This window comes from Microbispora bryophytorum (genome assembly GCF_043197435.1).
Taxonomy (GTDB): Bacteria; Actinomycetota; Actinomycetes; order Streptosporangiales; family Streptosporangiaceae; genus Microbispora; species Microbispora bryophytorum.
This window is the reverse complement of the sequence record NZ_JBICTF010000013.1, coordinates 85468-102674: the sequence shown is the minus strand read 5'-3', so window position 1 is coordinate 102674 and position 17207 is coordinate 85468. Positions and strand designations below refer to the sequence as shown.

10 protein-coding genes are annotated in these 17207 nt (G+C 71.6%); 5 read left to right on the top strand and 5 right to left on the bottom strand.

The window, feature by feature from the left end; translation table 11 throughout:
* Positions 1-23: 23 nt before the first annotated feature.
* From ACGFIB_RS33390 to ACGFIB_RS33380, 3 genes are all read left to right on the top strand, one after another.
* Positions 24-557 carry a flavin reductase family protein gene (locus tag ACGFIB_RS33390; protein WP_357250608.1) on the top strand — a complete coding sequence of 178 codons (534 nt, stop codon included), beginning with the start codon at positions 24-26 and terminating at the stop codon, positions 555-557.
* Between the two features lie 115 nt (positions 558-672).
* Positions 673-1197, top strand: coding sequence for an NADPH-dependent FMN reductase (locus tag ACGFIB_RS33385; protein ID WP_357250605.1), 525 nt, complete (start codon positions 673-675; stop codon positions 1195-1197).
* Positions 1194-1379 (top strand): hypothetical protein, encoded by a 186-nt coding sequence (locus ACGFIB_RS33380; RefSeq protein ID WP_393377175.1) that lies wholly within the window; start codon positions 1194-1196, stop codon positions 1377-1379. The genes ACGFIB_RS33385 and ACGFIB_RS33380 overlap by 4 nt, the downstream gene beginning before the upstream one ends.
* Positions 1380-1385: 6 nt before the next feature.
* Here the strand turns inward: ACGFIB_RS33380 and ACGFIB_RS33375 are convergent, their stop codons facing one another.
* Positions 1386-1958 carry a TetR/AcrR family transcriptional regulator gene (locus ACGFIB_RS33375; RefSeq protein WP_357250600.1) on the bottom strand — a complete coding sequence of 191 codons (573 nt, stop codon included), beginning with the start codon at positions 1956-1958 and terminating at the stop codon, positions 1386-1388.
* A gap of 84 nt (positions 1959-2042) precedes the next feature.
* On the opposite strand from ACGFIB_RS33375, the gene ACGFIB_RS33370 reads away from it, so the two are divergent.
* Together ACGFIB_RS33370 and ACGFIB_RS33365 are read left to right on the top strand one after the other, a co-directional pair.
* Complete coding sequence (locus ACGFIB_RS33370; RefSeq protein ID WP_357265091.1) at positions 2043-2813, top strand: oxidoreductase; 771 nt, start codon at positions 2043-2045, stop codon at positions 2811-2813.
* Between the two features lie 35 nt (positions 2814-2848).
* The gene (locus ACGFIB_RS33365) at positions 2849-3217 is read left to right on the top strand and encodes a VOC family protein (RefSeq protein ID WP_357250597.1); all 369 of its coding nucleotides are present in this window, start codon (positions 2849-2851) and stop codon (positions 3215-3217) included.
* A gap of 77 nt (positions 3218-3294) precedes the next feature.
* Here ACGFIB_RS33365 and ACGFIB_RS33360 read toward each other — a convergent pair whose 3' ends face one another.
* The 4 genes from ACGFIB_RS33360 to ACGFIB_RS33345 form a co-directional block, all read right to left on the bottom strand.
* Complete coding sequence (locus tag ACGFIB_RS33360; protein WP_393377171.1) at positions 3295-3825, bottom strand: hypothetical protein; 531 nt, start codon at positions 3823-3825, stop codon at positions 3295-3297.
* A gap of 31 nt (positions 3826-3856) precedes the next feature.
* Positions 3857-10333: an RHS repeat-associated core domain-containing protein gene (locus tag ACGFIB_RS33355; RefSeq protein WP_393377169.1), complete on the bottom strand. Its 6477-nt coding sequence runs from the start codon at positions 10331-10333 to the stop codon at positions 3857-3859.
* A 99-nt stretch (positions 10334-10432) separates the two neighbouring features.
* Complete coding sequence (locus tag ACGFIB_RS33350) at positions 10433-14191, bottom strand: LamG domain-containing protein (RefSeq protein ID WP_393377167.1); 3759 nt, start codon at positions 14189-14191, stop codon at positions 10433-10435.
* A 370-nt stretch (positions 14192-14561) separates the two neighbouring features.
* A complete protein-coding gene (locus tag ACGFIB_RS33345) occupies positions 14562-17207 on the bottom strand; it encodes a helix-turn-helix transcriptional regulator (protein ID WP_393377165.1) in 2646 nt (881 codons plus the stop codon).

Sequence of the window (17207 nt, the reverse complement as noted above, 5' to 3'; positions counted from 1 at the left end):
CTGCGACCTTCCGGAGGTTTGCCATGACGGAGACTCTGCTCGGCCCCGGCCTCGACGCCGACGACCACAAGCGCGGGCTGGACGCCGGCGACTACAAGCGCGCACTCGCGGTGCACGCGGCCGGAGTCGTCGTGATCACCGCGCGGAGTGGGGGAGCGCCGGTGGGGTTGACCGCGACCTCGTTCTCCTCGGTCAGTCTGGACCCGCCCCTCGTCTCCTTCTACGTGGACCAGTCGTCCACCACCTGGCCGTCGCTGCGCGCGGCGGACCACTTCGCCGTCAACGTCCTGGCCAGCGACCAGGCCGAGCTCGCCGCCCGGTTCGCCCGCAAGGGCGCGGACCGGTTCGCCGAGCCCACCCGGTGGCGTCCGGGCCCGCTCGGCGCGCCGCTGATCGAGGACGTCTCCGCGCACCTGATCTGCCTACCGTACGAGCGGGTCGGCGTGGGCGACCACGTCCTCGTCGTGGGGCTGGTCACCCAGGCCGAGGTGCGCGCGCCGGGGCGTCCGCTGCTGTATCACCAGGGCCGCTTCGGCCGGTTCATCGCCCACCCGTGATCCCGCTTTCGCTTCGCAGGACCGCCCGTTTCGATCTGGAGGACCCTCTGTTGACCACTCGTACGCTCTTCGGCACGAACACAGGACAGGCCGGGCGGCACGAGGCGGTGGCCTCGTGAGCTCTCTCGTGGTGCTGGTCGGCAATCCGCGCGGCGGTTCCCGGACCCACCTCGCGGCCGTGGCGGCGGCCGAGGAGGTGGGGCGCCGGATCGGGTACGAGGCGCCGCCCGAGGTCGTGGACCTGTCCGGGATCGGGCCGCACCTGTTCACCCCAGGGCCCTCGCCGACCGTGGAGGTGGCGCTGGAGCTGGTCGCCGGGGCGCAGGTGCTCCTGGTGGCGAGCCCCACCTACAAGGCCACCTACACCGGCCTGCTCAAGGCGTTCCTCGACCGCCTCCCCGGTGGCGCGCTGACCGGAACGGTGGCGCTGCCGCTGCTGGTCATGGGCTCTCCCCGGCACGCCCTGGCCGTCGAGCTGCACCTGCGCCCCGTGCTGGTCGAGCTGGGCGCGCTCGTCCCCACCCCCGGCCTGGCGCTGCTCGAGGCCGAGATCCCCGACCTCGACCGCGTCCTCGCCGACTGGACCGATCGCGTCGCCGCGCAGGTGACCGGGGCGCTGGAGAGGAGGGCGACCGCGTGACGACCACCCACGCTCCCGCGTACACGACCCCCGCCGGCGTCGCCGCCCTCGGCCCCCGCGTCTCGCCGGCCGCTTGCTACGTCACCGGCGCCACCCTGGTCGTCGACGCCAACCTCGACGCCAACCCCGACGCCAACCTCGACGCCAACCACGGCCTGCTGCCGGTGCCGGAGCCGCGCTGACGGGTCTCAGCCGTGGGTCGGCGCGGCGTAGCGCAACCCGTCATATAGGACCGTGGCGATATGCAGCGCATCGTCCTTCCAGCCTTTGGCGCGCATCCCACAGATGCCTCCGAGGGCGCGCAGGACGAGGCGTCCCTCAACGTCGCTTCGGACGAGACCGGCGGCAACGCCTGCGGCGAGAAGTTCGTCAAGGGCGCGGGCCATCTCGTCGCGCGCGTCGTCGAAGACCGGCGAGTCGGTTGCCATGATGCTGTCCAGCGCCTCGCCCATCCCTCTGCCTACTGCCGCGTGCTCCACGAGCAGCAGCAGGAAGGCGCGCAGTGCTTCGTCCGGGGCGTGCTGTGCGAGCAGTCGGGCAGGGGTCGCACAGAGCTCCGCGACTTCCTGGCGGTACACCTCCGCGACGAGCGCCTCGCGCGTTGCGAAGTGGCGGTACAGCGTGCCGACGGCCACATCGGCTCGGCGGGCGATCTCCTCCACATGGGCGGCGTCGTCGGCGAGCAGCGCCTCACGCGCCGCGGCCAGGAGCGCTTCGCGGTTGCGGCGGGCATCCGCGCGCAGTGGACGTGATGACGGCAACGGTCCTCCATAAGGTGAATCGGACTCCGGTTTGAGTGTACAGTTCCGGAGTCGGATTCACCTTACCGAAGGAGTGCGCTCACGATGATTGAGCACGACACTGTGTCCGGCCTGCGTGTGCTTGTGACCGGCGGTAGCCGAGGGCTCGGGGAGGCGACGGCGCGTCGCTTCGCCGCAGCCGGCGCCACCGTGCTGACGGCTTCGAGAACCGCACCCCCGGACGACCTGCCCGCCACCTTCATTCCCGCCGACCTGCGGTCCGAGAAGGGAGCGGCGGAACTCGGCCGACGAGTGGTGGACAGCGTCGGAGGCGTCGACGTCCTGGTCAACAACGCGGGAGCCGCAACCGAACCGATGCCCACCCTTGAGCGGTCGGACGCGTCCTGGCTCGCCGACCTGGAGATGAACCTGCTCAGCGCGGTCCGACTTGACCGGGCCCTGGTTCCGGGGATGATCGAGCGGGGCTCCGGCGTCGTGGTGCACGTCTCCTCAATCGCCAGTCACCTTCCCCAACCCGCCGAGGCGTCGTACGCCGCGTCGAAGGCGGCACTGAACGCCTATAGCCGCGAGTTGGCGACGGCGGTGGGAAAGCACGGCGTGCGCGTGGTGTGCGTCCTGCCGGGCTTCGTCGTCACCGAGGGAGCCGCCGCCCACCTCCGGCGAATGGCCGACAGCCGGGGCATCGGCATAGACGACGTCAAGCAGCAGATCGTGGACCACCTGAAGGTGCCGATGGGGCGCCCAGGCGAACCCGAGGACGTCGCCGAGATGATCGCGTTTCTCGCCTCCGGCCGCGCCAAATGGCTCACCGGAGCTCAGTTCCGGGTCGACGGCGGCATCATCCCCGTGGTCTGAGCCGCACCCCGATACGCGGTTGGAGGAGAGACGCCATGACCTTCGGCTTCACGTCACTGATCGTGGACGCCGCAGACCTGGAGAGCGAAAGCTCGTTCTGGCACCGGCTGCTCGGCGGCTCGATCACGAGGACGACAGCACACCACTTTCTGCAGATCGACGGCTTCCCCATGATCGTGATCCAACACGCTCCGGGGCATGCACCGCCGCAGTGGCCCGACGGCGCCTCCCAGCAGATGCACTTCGACCTCGCCACGGACGACGCCGCGACCGCGGACAAGCGGGTGCTCGACGCGGGCGGTCGACGGCTGCGACCGACTGACGATGTTGTCGCCTCCGCTCAGCAGGGCTCCCGGGTGTACGCCAGCCCGGCCGGACATCCCTTCTGCGTCCGATCGGCCTGACCCTGAACGGCGCAGGTCCTAGGCCCGCGGCTGCGCCCGGTGTCGCCGGGCGCAGGCGCGGGTCATGACGGCAGTGGTCACGGACGGCAGCGGTCGGGGTCGGCCCGCATGAAGACGTCCCGGTCCGTCTTCATGGTCTCCTCGCCGCCCGCCCAGGCCAGCACCTGCCCGCCGCCGAGCCCCGCCAGGTCCGCTGCGGTGAACGGCACCCTGCTCCGCAGGCTCAGGTCACCGGCGGTGCCGTTGACGGTGGCGACGTAGGGGACGCCCTCCCGCAGCGCGGTGAGGCTGTCGCCGGTGGACCGCCAGCCCTCGGGCGGCGCCTGGAAGAGCCGGATCTCGTTCACCGACCCGGTCCAGCCGCCGTTGTGCACGCTCCAGGTGACGAGCTCGCCGTCGTCATCGGTGTCCTCAAGCACCGAGAAGTCGCTGGCGACGTAGCCGGGGCAGCCACCGAGCAGCAGCCTGACCCCGCCGTCCTCGGCGCGCTCGACGCCGAGGACGCCCTTGGGTGTCGGCGCGGTGGTGTCGCACGCCGCGCCGAAGAAGGCCAGAGCGGCCAGCGCGACGGCGGTGCGCCCGCGCCCCGGCCTTCTTCCACGCGTCATCGTCTCCCTCTCCCTTCGCCTGCCTGCGAGCCTAGGTCCCCGGCAGGCGGTACTCGAGCGGCCGCCAGTTAACGTAGCCGCCCCACCACAGGTTGGCCCCCACCTCGAAGCTGTTGGTGGCCACGTCGCTGCCCGTCTCCAGGTGCGATTTCGCGGTGGCCAAACCGTAGTCGATTATGTAGTCGGTGGCGCTGAAGTAATGGGACCACTGCTCGGAGTGCACCGCCTCGTGCCTCTCGAGGTCGGGCCCGTACTTGTCCGCGGTCGCACGCCCGGCGACCTTGGCGATGTCGTCCCTGGCCTGCTTCTCCTGCCGCAGCCGCTCCTCGAAATCCTTCCTCGAGTACGGATAGAAGTGGACGTCGCCGACGGTCATCGGACGGCCATCCTTGAGCGTGGCGCCGTAGCAGACGTACTGCAGCGCGCGCCGTTCACACCCGTCGCTGGCGAATGACATCGCGATCGCCAGCGTGTTCGCGCCGTTCAGGTTGTTCCGCCAGTGGAACGGGTGGGTGGCCAGCGCCTTCAGCAGGTTGACGCCGTTGTCGTGGTGGACCGGCTTGCAGTGGCAGCCGCCCGCCGGAGGCTTGGGCGACGGGCCCGGGGAGGGGCTCGGCGTCGCCCGGGCCTTCTTCTTGTTCTTCCGATGCGCGGCGCCCTTGTCGGGGTCGACCCTGCCCGTCTTCGGGTCGTACCCGACGTCCGCCTGCGTCTCCTTGTCGCAGTACTTGAGGTCGTACTGGCACGAGTTGGGCCGCGAGCCGACCTCCTCACCCGTCGGGTCGCTGAACGTGGCGGGGTTGTTGTTGCCGTACGAGTAGCCGTTGAGCGACTGGGCCTGGCCGGTGGACAGCACCGGGTCCACGCTCAGGAACCTGCCGGCGACCGGGTCGTACATGCGGGCCCCGACGTAGGTGAGCCCGGTGGCGGCGTCGGCGGGCTTGCCGAGGAACCCCTTGTCGTCGGGCCACGCGCCGCCGACCGTGCTCCCGCGCGGCGCGCCGAACGGGGTGGTGAAGCGCTTGCTGATCGCCTGACCGGCCGCGTCGACCGACAGCGAGGAGGTCCCGTGCTGGTCGCCGGCGAGGAAGGAGACCGCGTTCTTCCCGCCCTGCGTGGTGCGCACCGCGATCACCTGCGTGTCCGCGGCGTAGAAGCGGCTGGCCCAGGTCGTGACGGCGCTGCCGCTCTTCTTCGAGTGGATCTCGGTGGCGCCGAGGTAGAGCACGCTCTCCCCGTCGCCCACCGCGCGGCGGATCAGCAGCCCGCCGTCGGCGTCGTACAGGTAGGCCGTCTTCTGCGTGCCCTGGGTCAGGGTCGCGATGCGGCCCTGCGCGTCCCAGGTCAGCACCTGGCCGCCCCGCCCGGTCGTGTTGCCGGACTTGTCGTAGGAGTAGGTCGCGGACGCGTCGGTGCAGGAGCCGGTCACGACCGCGGTCAGGGCGTGCCGCTTGGCGGTGTCGCCGTAGCAGTACGCCGAGGTGGTGGCGGTGGAGCCGCTGTAGCGCGTCTCCGTCGCCCGCAGGCCCGAGGAGTTGTAGGTGTAGGCGGTCCGGTACGGCGCCGCGCCGCCCAGTGTCCTGCTCGTGCAGTCGTCGGTGGCCGGCGTCCACGCCTCGGTCAGCCGCCGCTGCCCGTCGTAGGCGAAGCACTGGATGTCGCTTTGTCCCGCGCCGTCCTGGGTGGGGGTGTCGGCGATCTCGGTGACGTTGCCCGCGTCGTCGTAGTGGTAGGTCAGGTCCTGCGGCTTCACCGGCGTGGACTGGGTGGTGACGAAGGACCGCTTCAGCCGGTCGGTCCCCTCCTCGTAGGTGTTGTTGAGGAAGGTCTTCTTGGCCTGCGTGGCCCCCGACAGGCCGAGGGTGAACTGCAGCGGCTGGCCGAGCGCGTTGTAGTCGGCCTTCTGCAGGTAGTCGGTGGCGCCGGTGACCCCGTTGGCCTGCCCGGTCGGCGTGTAGGACAGGCTGATCCTCTCCTCGGCCAGAGCGCCGGCCGCGGGCTCGGTGGAGCTCTTCAGCGTGCCGTCGAGGTTGTAGTCGCTGCCGAAGACGTAGCTGGTCTTCGCCGCCCCGGACAGGACCATCGGGTCGTTCGGGTCGATGTCGATCTCCGTGCTGGTGGCGCGATACTGGCCGTCGTACGCGAGGACCTTCTTCGTGTACGCCTTGCCGGAGACGCCGCCGTCGTAACTGGTGGACGAGGTGAGCTGGCCCTTGGCCACGGTGTCGTAGGTCCAGGCGGCGAGCTTGTTCGCGTCGGTGCGCGACCCCGACCACAGCCCGGTCTTGCGGCCGAGCTCGTCGTAGCCGTACAGCAGGACCGTGCCGTTCGCGCCGGTGACCGTGTCGGTCTGGTCGAGCGCGGTGTAGCGGAGGGTGCTCGCGCCCTTGTCGGGGTCGCTGATGCCGTTCTGCCTGGCGAACAGGTCGTAGGTGTAGGACCACTTCGCGCCGTCGGGAGCGGTGACGGTCAGCTCCTTGTCGTCGGCGCGGTAGGTGAAGGACGTGGAGGTGTACCCGCTGGAGGTCAGCGCGCCGTACTGGGTGTCGGCGGGGGAGGGCGAGTTGTACTCGCGCCGTTCGACCGTGCGGTCGAGCGCGTCGGTGACGGTCCGGGTCGCCGTGCCGCCGGTCGGCGCGCTGACGGCGGTGGAGTCACCGGTGTAGGTCGTGGTGGTCGTCCACTTCTCCACGCCGTACGACAGGAACGTGCTGCGGACCGCCCGGCCGGCGCCGTCGAAGACGGTGTTCGTCTGCTTGGGCGCCCCGCCGTACTCCTCCCGGGTGTAGGTGGCGTTCGGCGTCTGCTTGGAGTCGAAGATGTCGGCGTAGGCCTCGTAGGCGAGGCCGCGCGAGTCGTAACGGGTGTCGGTCAGCAGCCGCCCGCCGTTCGGGGTCGGCCTCTGCGTCTGCATCGGCCGCAGCAGCGAGTCGAAGATCTCGTACGACCAGCTGGCCGTGGTGGACGACTTGACGGTCGAGGTGCCGATCGCGGGCGCCCTGCCCCGCTCGTACACGTAGGAGTAGGCGTAGGTGGGGGTCTGCCCGCCGTCCTTGCTGCGGTCGGGCAGCCACACGCCGGTCAGCCTGCCGAGGGCGTCGTAGGTCTGCTCGGTCTTGCCGTTGTTGGGGTCGTAGGTGCGCACCGGAAGGCCGCGCGTCGCGTCGAGGAACGTCGTCACCTTCTGCTGCTTGGCGTTGGTCTCCACCGTCTTGGTGAGGACCCCGGCGCCGGTCGGCGTGTACGCCGTGGCGGTGGGGTTGCCGCCGGCGTCGGTCACGGTCAGCGGCCTGCCCAGCGCGTCGTAGGTGGTCGATTCGGCGCGCTGCCAGCCTGTCGGCGGGCGGTCGTCGCCGGTGACGGCCGACGGGTAGCCGGTGGCCCGTCCCGTCCAGGTGGCGTCGCCCTTCACCGGCTTCTGGCTCGCCGACCAGCCGGTCGCGGCGGTGTTGTCGTACACGGCGGCCGTGTCGGACAGCACGTCACCGGAGGTGGCGGAGCTCGTGGGCAGCGACAGGTCGGCCTCCTTCACCGAGCAGGCGCGGCCGACCACGCGGGTGCGGGAGACCAGTGAGTTCATGCCCTTGGCGTCGTCGCGGGCATACCAGGTGCGGGTGCAGGTCTCGTCGCCGCTCTTGGCGGTGTCGCCCGTGCTGTCCTCCCTGACCGCCATGCCGTACGAGTCGTAGGTGGTCGAGGTGGTGACGGTGCGCCAGGTCTTGGGGACGGTCAGGTAGGTGTGCTCCGACGTCCTGCCCATGCGCACGTAGTAGGCCTCGGTGTCGGCGTACGACTTGTGCTGGGTGGCGGTCTTCGCCGACCAGGGGTCGTTGACGGTCACGTCGACCGGGTTCGACCCGTCGTAGCTGACCTCCTCGCGGGTGAAGCCGGCGTACTGCTCGGAGTCGGTGAGGTCGGGCACGTCGAGACCGGCGACGTCGAGGCCCGGCACGGTGGCGGCGCGCCGCCTGTCGGGATCGACCGTCCTCGGGTCGGCCGACTTGAGCAGCCGGTCGCCGTTCATGCCCTGCAGGTAGACCGACACCGTCTTGGTGCGGGTGCCGTCGGTGTCGCCGACGTACGTCGTGACCTTCTGGTAGCCCCGCCACAGCGACCAGGTGCGCTCGTCGGAAGGGGTGAACGGGCTGTCGTTGTAGCGCCAGCCGGGCGTGGCGTACTCGTAGGCGTACTCGACGAGCGGGTTGTGCCCTGCCGGGTCGGCGATGTTCACCGCGAGTACGCGGTATTTGTTGAACCAGTCGATGGAGGCGTCGGTGGCGCCGTTGACGTGCCAGAACTGCGGATAGCAGGACAGCGCGTTGTCGTCCTCGGCCTTGGGCATCGTCGAGCCGCGCACGCATTCGGGCTCGTTGTAGCTGACCGTGGTGATCGCGCCGGTCTCCGAGGTGACCGTCTCGATGCGCGGCCTGGTCAGCGGCAGGATGTTGCCGCCTCCCGGCTGGGTGCCGCCCGCCACCCGGTTGGGCCGCATGGCGTAGGTGAACGAGACGGGGTCGAGCGTCAGCGGCGTGTCACCGGCCGAGCCCGTCCGAACGATCGACATCAGCGACAGCGTCTGGTCGGCGGAGCTGCCGATGTCGCCGCCGTCCAGGTACTTCTGCGTGAACGCCCAGGAGTCGACCGGCTTGTACGCGGTGCCGGACAGGACGCTCGTCTCGATCTTCACCAGGCGCTTGCGGCTGAAGAAGGCCGGGCTCTCGGCGTGGCAGTCGTCCTTGTCGGCGTCCTTCTTGCAGATGGCGTCGAAGGGGACGTCGGGCCAGTTCTCCGCGGTGTCCTTGGTGAGGCTGCCGCAGTCGGAGGCCGTGCAGCGCTCGGCGTAGGAGAAGGCGACCTTGTAGGGCGCGTCCACCGTGAACAGCGTGTCGGACCGCTGCCCGTAGAGGATCTTGTCGAGGTAGCCGCCGCGGACGTAGGACGTGGTCGCGGTGGACGACTTGTTCTTCCGGTAGTAGTTCGTCTCCGCCGTGTACCAGTACGTCATGGCGTTGCCGTGGGTGTCCTCGGCGTAGTCGAGGTTCCACCGCCACGCCTGCGTGACGGAGCGGTCGGCGAAGGAGTCGCCCTTGCTGTAGCCGGGCTCACCGGAGTCGTCGCCGTACACCGGGGCGGTGAACACCGAGTTGGTCCGCTGGCTGCCCGCGCCGCTCAGCTTGTTCAGGCCGAAGACGTACTTCGTGCCGTCGCCGGTGACGACGGTCCAGTACTCGCCGTCGTCGTCGCCGTTGTCGGCGCCCGTGGAGTGGGTCACCGTGGAGGCGTCGTCGTTCTTCAGCCGCCACGTGCCGCTGGTGTCGTCCTTGACGAGCTCGGTGGCCTTGCCGTTGAGGACGAGCGAGGCGTTGTCGTACTTCCAGCACAGGTCGTACTGCTTGTCGTGGCCGTCCTCGTCGCAGTTGCCGTACTGGCGGTCGATGTAGGAGGTGGCGGCGGTGTCGAAGCCCTCGCCGATCGAGGTGCCCTGGTTGTTGGTGGTGGAGGTGCGCCCGTCCACGCCGCCCGAGTCGTACGACAGGTCGAGCGCGGGCGCGGGTCCGGCCGCCGGCTCCACCGGGGCGATCGGGTAGGACCAGCTGAAGGAGCCGGAGTTGCCGCCCGCCTCCCACGTGGACGACGCGGCGAGTGGGGTGGCGGCGTAGTTGCCGCTGCCGTCGGCCGCCTCGCCCCCCTCGCCGGGGGTGTCGGCGGTCACGGCCAGCACGGCCGGGGCGGCGTCGAACGCGACCGCCGCCGAGAGGGTCTGCGCCGCGGCCGAGTTGCGGGTGTCCAGCGGGGTCCGCGTGCGGCACTCCTCCCGCTCCGGCGTGGTCACGGCGCAGGCGGGCAGCCGGACCAGCCGCAGCCGGCCGCTCCACCCGCCGCCGTACGCGGAGGCGAAGTCTGCGTATCCGACGCTCAGCGTGGCGGTGCCCGGGGTCTGCGTACCCGAGGTCTGGGCCGACGCGGTAAGCAGCACCCCGTCCACCCCGGCCGCCTCGGCGGCGGCGCGGTCGAACACCCGCACGCGGGCCGTCCGCGAACCGGCGGCCTGCGCGTCCGGGGAGGCCGCGGTGCCGGGGCCGGCCTGGGCGGTGGCCTGGGTGGTGGCTGGGTCCGCGGCCTGGGTGGCGGCCGGCGCCGCACTGTCAGAGGCGGAGCTGTCCAGGCTCACCGGGAGCCCGCCCACGCTGACGCTGCGCGCATCGCCGATCGGCACGTCGGCCTCGCCGGCGCTCGGCCACCGGGCGGCCTCGCGCTCCTTCGCGGCCCGGTCGGCGGCGGCGTCGTTGCGTGCCCTGGACGCGGCGACCCGCTCCCTGGCCTCCTTCGCCCCGCTCGCGTCCATGGCCCTGACCTTGCTGGACCGTTGCTTCTGCACGGGAGGGGCGCCGGGCGGGCCCTGTTCCGCGGAGACGACAGCGGCCGAGGCCGCCGTCACCCCGACCGGTAACGAGATCACCACCGCCAGCGCGGCCACCAGGGCAGCACGTATTCCGGGCCGTCGCATGACCCAACCTCCTCAAGAGGAAACGAGAGAACCCGCGGACCAACCGGGGGAAGATGCGGGAGCCGCGGGGACCGGCGGGCTGCCGGTCCCCGCGCTCCGTCAGTCGCCGATGACGGCGTCCATCTGGTCGGAGTCGGCCATGGCGCCCGCCCACAGCCGCAGATCGGTGATCCTCGCGGGGAGGAAGTGACCCCAGGAGGTCGCGCTGAAGCCCTTGCCGGCCGCGAAGTCGCCCGACCCGGGCACAGCGGTGTAGGCCAGGTCGAGGTCGTTGCGCTCGTGGCCCACGTAGAGCCGCACCACCCGCCCGTTCGCCGCCAGGGCGTCGTACACGCCGGTCAGGCGGACCGGGCTGTCCAGGCTGGCAGGGGCGTCGGAGCTCACCCAGGTCTTCGTGCCGTCCGTGCCGACCCGGCCGAAGCGCCAGAAGCCCACCGGGACGCTGACCTCGTTTCCGTCGTCGTCGAGCTGCGTCTCCTTGCCGGTCAGCTCGAACCACAGGCCCCACGACGACCCGTCGGCGGTGCGCTGCCCCGCCACCTGGCCGACGGTCCCGATCGGCTTGGCCAGGATCTTGTCCCGGTCGAGCTCGACCTTCGTGGTGACGGTGAACGAGCCGGTGTCGTCCACGACCGGGCCCGCGGTGGTGGCGGCGTCGTCCACGCCGTCGAGCACCAGGCCCTCACCGTCCAGCGACGCCCCGCCGGCCAGCGCCAGCGCCCGGCCGTACCCCGACAGCGAGTCGGGCACCTGCGTCCCCGCGACGCCCGCCGGGTCCCAGTCGGCCACCAGCTCCACGTCGTTGCGTCCGGAGGCGGGGGACTCCGACCGTGCCTCCGTCGCGACCTCCTCCGGGGTCAGGACCCGCTGCCAGGCGGCGACCTCGTCGATCGAGCCGGGGAAGTAGAACTGGAAGACGTTGGCCCACTTGTAGCGGCCGATCTCGAACGGCCCGGTGGCCGACCACATGCCGGACACGGTGGCGGTGCCCTGCGGCACGCCGTTGACGTAGAAGCTCAGCTTCTGCGTCGCCGGGTCGTAGGTGCCGGCCAGGTGGGTCCAGACGTTCGCCCTGGACGTGCCGTTCTTGCCGCAGACCCCGAAGTAGGCCTTGCCCGTCGCCTCGTCCTTCTCCTTCACGCCGAAGCAGAAGGCGCCGTAGTCCTTCTCGTGCCAGAGCAGGAAGGGGCTGTAGCCGCCCGAGCCGTCCTGCGACAGCACGATGCCGTCGTCGCTCACCTTGTCCAGCCGCACCCAGGCGGCGACCGTGTAGGCCGACCTGGTCTCCAGCACGGGCCCGGACGTCGCGGCGTACGCCGACGTGCCGTTCAGGCCCAACCCCTTGTCGACCTTCGGAGTCTCCAGCGCCGCGCCCGCGTCGTCGTACCAGACCTCGCCGCGGCGTCCCCGGGTGTCCCGTACGGCGCCGCCGGAGAGCGTGGCGTCGTGGTGTCCGCTGCCCCGGTCGACGGCGGCGCCGGAGTCCTCGTCGAAGTGCCACCTGCCGACCGGGCCCGCGCCCGCGGCGACCAGGAAGTCGACGGCCGTGGTCGCGCCGTACCTGCCGACGTTGTCCTTGGCCCGGACGTACAGGCTGTACGTCCCGGCGGCCGGGGGACTGATCACCGCCTTCGCCGTGGCGCCCGCGACATCGGACGACCAGGTCGAGCTGGTGGACGCGCGGTACTGGTAGGCGACATTGTTGGCGTCGCCGGACGCGGGGCCGAAGGTGACCGTGGTGCTCTGCCCCGGCCCGCCGGCCGGCGCGCAGCTCGTGGTCGTGCACGCCGTGTACGGCGCGCCGAGCGTGACCACGGGGGCCTTGGGCGCGGTCGAGTCGATCTTGAAGTAGCACCAGCCGGCGCTCAGATAGCTGCTGGTCCCGGCCAGCCACTTGGTGTAGTTGCTGTAGTAGGACCGCGTCCACGAGTCGTAGCGGTAGAGCACGCCCTCCGACAGCGTCGGGGCGTCGGCGGTGACCTTCACGTTGTCGCCGACGTGCCCGGTCGACGGGCGCTCGATGGTGGCGAAGGCCTGCGTCCAGGTGCCGTCGGTGTTCTTCTTCTGCACATAGAACGCCCCGCGCAGCATCGCGCCGGATTCGCCGCCCGCGAGGGTCTGCGGGGTGTTCGCCATGGTGGGTGTGGGGTCGGAGAGAACGGCGGGCGCCGACTCCTTGGTCTCGCAGACGGTGCCCGAGCCGGTGACGAGACCGACCCCGGTCGGCACCCCGGGCATCCCCACGTAGTCGACGACGAGCACGGCGTCGTTCCTGAACCGCTTCCAGGCGGAGGTGTCGCCCTCGTCGTGCGCCCGCAGCTCCAGGGTGAGCTTGGAGAACTTGCCCGCCGCGAAGTCCTTCACGGTCGGGGTCAGGTTCTCGTTGGTCTCCTCCGCGTTGTCCTTGAACTCGATGGGCGCGGCCGGCTGGTCGGGGTCGCAGGCCGAGCCGCGGCCCGCCGACACGTTCCGGTCCACCATCAGGTCGAGTTCCTTGGGCCGGCCCGACCAGGTGGTGGACGAGGTGAAGTTGTTGGTCCGCTCGAGGTCCACCCAGCGGGGGCTGCACTGGAACGCCCAGGGCTCGGTGACGCGGAACGCCGCGCTCAGCACCTGCTTGCCCTTGAGGCTCGCGGGGGAGAACTGGAAGTACAGCCGCTGGGTGTAGCCGGGCCCGCAGTAGTAGCCGCTCCAGGTGCCGCAGTGGCCGACGCCCTCGCCCTGGTTGTTGCTGCCGTTCCCCCAGTTGTACGACTTGTAGCCGTCCGAGCGCAGCAGCGTCCGGTCGGTCTCTCCCCAGGTCACCGTGGGGTCGATGTAGACGGGATAGGCCGACTCGTCCTTCTGGCGCAGCAGGCCGGCGTCGGGCACGAGGGTGAGCGTGTCCTTACCGACCTCGATCGGCAGCTCGGCGTGCCCCGCCCCGGGAGCGGGACCGTCGGCGGCCTGCCCCTCGTCCGAGACACCTCCCGAGGGCTGGGGCGTCGCCTGTGACGACGGCTCCGGTGTCGTCGCCGGGGTCGCCGAGCCGTCCGCGGGCGCGCCCTGGGGAGCGCCGCCTTTCGCGGACGGGGTGGAGTCGGTGAACAGGGTGGAGTCGGTGGACGGGGCAGGGGAGGACGGCGCGGCGGGGGCGCCGGCCGTTCCGGTCTGCCCTGTTCCGGTCTGCCCTGCCGCGGGGTCCCCGGTGGAGTCCCACATCGCGGCGGGAGGAGAGGTGAAGACCTCGGTGGCGTTGCCGTCGGTGGCGGACATGCCGCCGTCCGCGGTCTGCTCCACCTTGAGCCCGGACGACTTCACGGCGTACCGGATCTTCGCGAGCGCGGGGTTGTCCGCGGCCTGCGGAGTCTTGACGATCAGAACCTGCCGGAAGCCCTCGGTCGTCGCGGTCATCCTGAGGTCGACGTCCGGCAGCACGTCCGGGTAGGTGGCGTTCGGGCCGTCCAGCACCGGCTCCGGCAGGGTTCCCGGCCAGCCCAGCGCGAGGGTCCGGCCGTCGCGGTTCATCGTGACGAGGTTCCCGCCGTCGCCGCCTCCGGAGAAGGAGACGCCCACGGCGGCGGCGACCGGCCCGACGCTTCCGTCGGCGCGCCGCTCCAGCGTCGCGTCGGGTGACACCCACGCCCCGCCCGCTCCCTTGACCCGGACGGGGGTGGTGGACTGCTCCAGCCGGAACGACTCGCCGTCCGGATTGGCATACGTGGTGGTGAACTCGGTCCGAGCGTCGGTCACCTCGACCGGTTCCCGGATCTCGGCCGCGCGCTTCAGCGCCTGCTGCCAGCCGTCGAGCCGGCCCGTGTCGGATCCCGTCCGACCTTCCTGTGCCGCCATCGCGGCCGGGGGTGCCCCGGTTCCCACCAGTACACCCGCCACGACCACGGAAGTGAGCGCACGCCAACTCCGCAGTCCGGGAAGCCTAAACATGGGTTATCTCCCGTACGAAATCCGCAAGATCGCCCACATTAAACGTTTACCGTAACCTCCTGTCAACGAAATCTTTTCGCCCATTGAGGAGTTAAGTCATGTTCTCGACACAAAGGGAAAATAAGTGATATGAGGGCGGTAAGTCAGACAAATTGACACTGCGATGCACGCGATGTGCGTCGGCATGCCAGACCTCCGCGACGGATGTCATGCCGCGGAGAGCGGGCACTCACGCTGAGTGACGGGAGGGCGGCGACCCGGCCGGGACCGTGTGTCCGCGACCCGGGCCGCGCCGACCGGTGTCTCAGCGGTCGTGCTCGTGGCGCAGCGCCGCCAGCTCGGTGCGGTTGGCCACGCCGAGCTTCGCGTACACGTGCGCCAGATGGGTCTTGACCGTGCTGCGGCTCATGAACAGCCGGTCACCGATTTCGGGGTTGGACAGGCCCGCCACGGCCAGCCGTACGACCTCCTGCTCCGCGGGGGTGAGGCCGGCCCAGCCGGAGGCGGGACGGCGACGGCCGCCGTGCGCGCGGCGGGTGAAGGCGATGGCCTCCTCCAGCTCCATCCGGCGGCCTTCGTGAGCGGACGGGACGCTCGGCCGGTGCGGCCGGGGGTAGCCGAGCTCCTCCCTGGCCCGATCGCACGCGCCCATGATCCGGGCGCCGGTGGTGGCGTCGGCGAGCGCCGCCAGAGCCTCAAGGCTGTCCACGCAGGCCAGACGGAGGCCGTTGGCGGCGCGCAGGCGCAGGGCCTCCAGATGCAGCGCGACGGCGCGCGCCTCGTCGAGGAACGCCTGCTGCTCAAGAGCTTCGGCGATCAGGCGCGGCATCCCGAGGGCCCGGGCGGCATCGAGGCCGGCCGCGCAGGCGCGGGCCGCGCCCTCCGGGTCGCCGGCCTGCCGCAGCGCCGCCGCCAGGGCGATGCGGGTCTCGGGGGTCAGCAGCTCGTCCGGCTGCTCGCCGCCGCGCCAGGCCGTCTCACTCCTGAACCATTCCGCCGCCCGCACCGGTTCGCGCCTGCTCAGGCAGAGCCGCCCGATCGTCAACGCGAGCCTCGGCACGAAGGGAGCCGACGGCGCCTGGTCCACCAGCCGGATGACCGGGTCGAGGGCGAGCTCGGCGGCCTCGTCGTCCCCTTGCAGGTGGGACACACCGGCGAGGACGGCGCGCGCCGTGCCGGCACGGTGGTAGTCGGCGAGAGGGGTGGCGACCTCGACCGCCTGCTCCGCCAGCGTTCTGGCCCGGGGCAGCTCGCCGAGACAGGCGCTGCCGAGGGCCATCAGGCCGAGCGCCAGCGCCGCTACGCCGCGGTCGCCTCGCCGCAGCAGGCCGCGGACGGGCGTCTCCATCTCCGCCAGCGCCTGGCGATGCTCTTCCCTCATGTGGTGGACCAGGCCGATGAGGACCTGCGCGGCGTCGGCCACGAAGGGATCGCCGGCCGCGACGGCCTCCTCGCGGACGGCGGCGGCCCGCACCCGCGCCTCGTCCGGGGAGGTGAGCAGCATGCCGATGGCGCTGAGCGACCCCGCCAGGCAGGCGGTCCGCAGATCGCCGTGATCGAGCGCCATGGCACGGGCGGCGTCGGCCGCGTCGAACTCCAGCCCGGCCGGGTGCGTGGTGTCGGCGACGAGCGCGAGGCCGGTGAGCACCCGGGCCTGCAGCGCGCTGTGCTCGCCGGCGCCCCGCTCGGCCGCCAGCCGGAGCAGTCCCAGGCCCTCCCCGAGCCGGCCTTCCAGGTGCCACAGCCAGGCCAGTTCGGCCGCCAGGCGGCGCGCCGGGCCCGGACGGTCGCCGGACAGACCCCATTCGAGCGCCGCGCGCAGGTTGGGGTAGTCCTCGCGCATCCTGGCCCGCCAGGTGTCCTTGTCGCTGTCCAGCAGCGGGGCGGCCTCCCGGACCAGGGCCAGGCAGACGGCCAGGTGCCGGTCGCGCAGGGCGGCCGGCTCGCCGGCCTCGGCGAGCCGCTCCCACGCGTACCGCCTTACCGACGACAGCATCCGGTAGCGGGTGACGCCCATGCGGGTCTCGGCCAGCAGCAGCGACTTGTCGATCAGCCGGCGCAGGCCCGTGAGCAACTCCACGCGGCCATGGCCGTCCAGCACGCCCTCCGCGGCGGCGAGGGTGAAGCCCGGCTCGAACACGCTCAGCCGGCGAAACAGCACCTGGTCGCGCTCCCGGAGCAGGTCGTGGCTCCAGGCCATGGACGCCGCCAGCGTGCGGTGCCGCGGTGGCGCCCCCTGGTGGCCGGTGACCAGGATCGCGAACCGGTCGTCCAGTTCGGCGTCGATCTCCTGAGGCGTCAGCGTGCCGGTCCAGGCGGCGGCCAGCTCCAGTGCGAGAGGGATGCCGTCCAGCCGGGTGCAGATGCCGCGCACCGCGGTCAGGGCCTCCTCGGTACGCGGCACGTCGTGGCCCCGGTCGAGGAAGAGGGCGACTCCGGCGTGCGCGTCCAGGGGCGGGACCCGCCAGACCAGCTCGCCGGGCAGGCCGAGCGGTTCCCGGCTGGTCGCCAGGACGGTGACGTGCGGGCAGTGGCGCAGCAGGCCCGCCACCACGTCGGCGACGCCGTCCAGCAGGTGCTCACAGTTGTCCAGCACCAGGAGTAGTTCACGCTCGCGCAGCTGCCTGGACAGGGCGGCGGTCCGTTCCGAGTCGCCGGTCAGGAGCACCCGCAGGACCGTCGCGACGAGGCGTGGCACGGCGGACGGGTCGGTCTCCTGCGCGAGATCCACCCACCACACGCCGTCGCGCGGCGGGCACACCGGCCGCCTGGCGAGCCGGGCCGCCAGCCGGGTCTTGCCGCAGCCTCCCGCGCCGGTCAGGGTGACCAGGCGGGCCTCGCCCAGGGCCGCTCCGATCATGTGCAACTCGGCCCGGCGGCCGACGAACGAGGTCAACTCCGGTGGCGGAGCGCCGTCGTCGGCCAGGTTCGCATCTGGCATATCGGCCAT

Bases quoted from the DNA above. Each gene is read 5' to 3' on its own strand.
- ACGFIB_RS33390 (WP_357250608.1), top strand. From the start codon at position 24: ATGACGGAGACTCTGCTCGGCCCCGGCCTCGACGCCGACGACCACAAG.
- ACGFIB_RS33370 (WP_357265091.1), top strand. From the start codon at position 2,043: ATGATTGAGCACGACACTGTGTCCGGCCTGCGTGTGCTTGTGACCGGC.
- ACGFIB_RS33365 (WP_357250597.1), top strand. From the start codon at position 2,849: ATGACCTTCGGCTTCACGTCACTGATCGTGGACGCCGCAGACCTGGAG.
- ACGFIB_RS33360 (WP_393377171.1), bottom strand. From the start codon at position 3,825: ATGACGCGTGGAAGAAGGCCGGGGCGCGGGCGCACCGCCGTCGCGCTG.
- ACGFIB_RS33355 (WP_393377169.1), bottom strand. From the start codon at position 10,333: ATGCGACGGCCCGGAATACGTGCTGCCCTGGTGGCCGCGCTGGCGGTG.
- ACGFIB_RS33345 (WP_393377165.1), bottom strand. From the start codon at position 17,207: ATGGCCGATATGCCAGATGCGAACCTGGCCGACGACGGCGCTCCGCCA.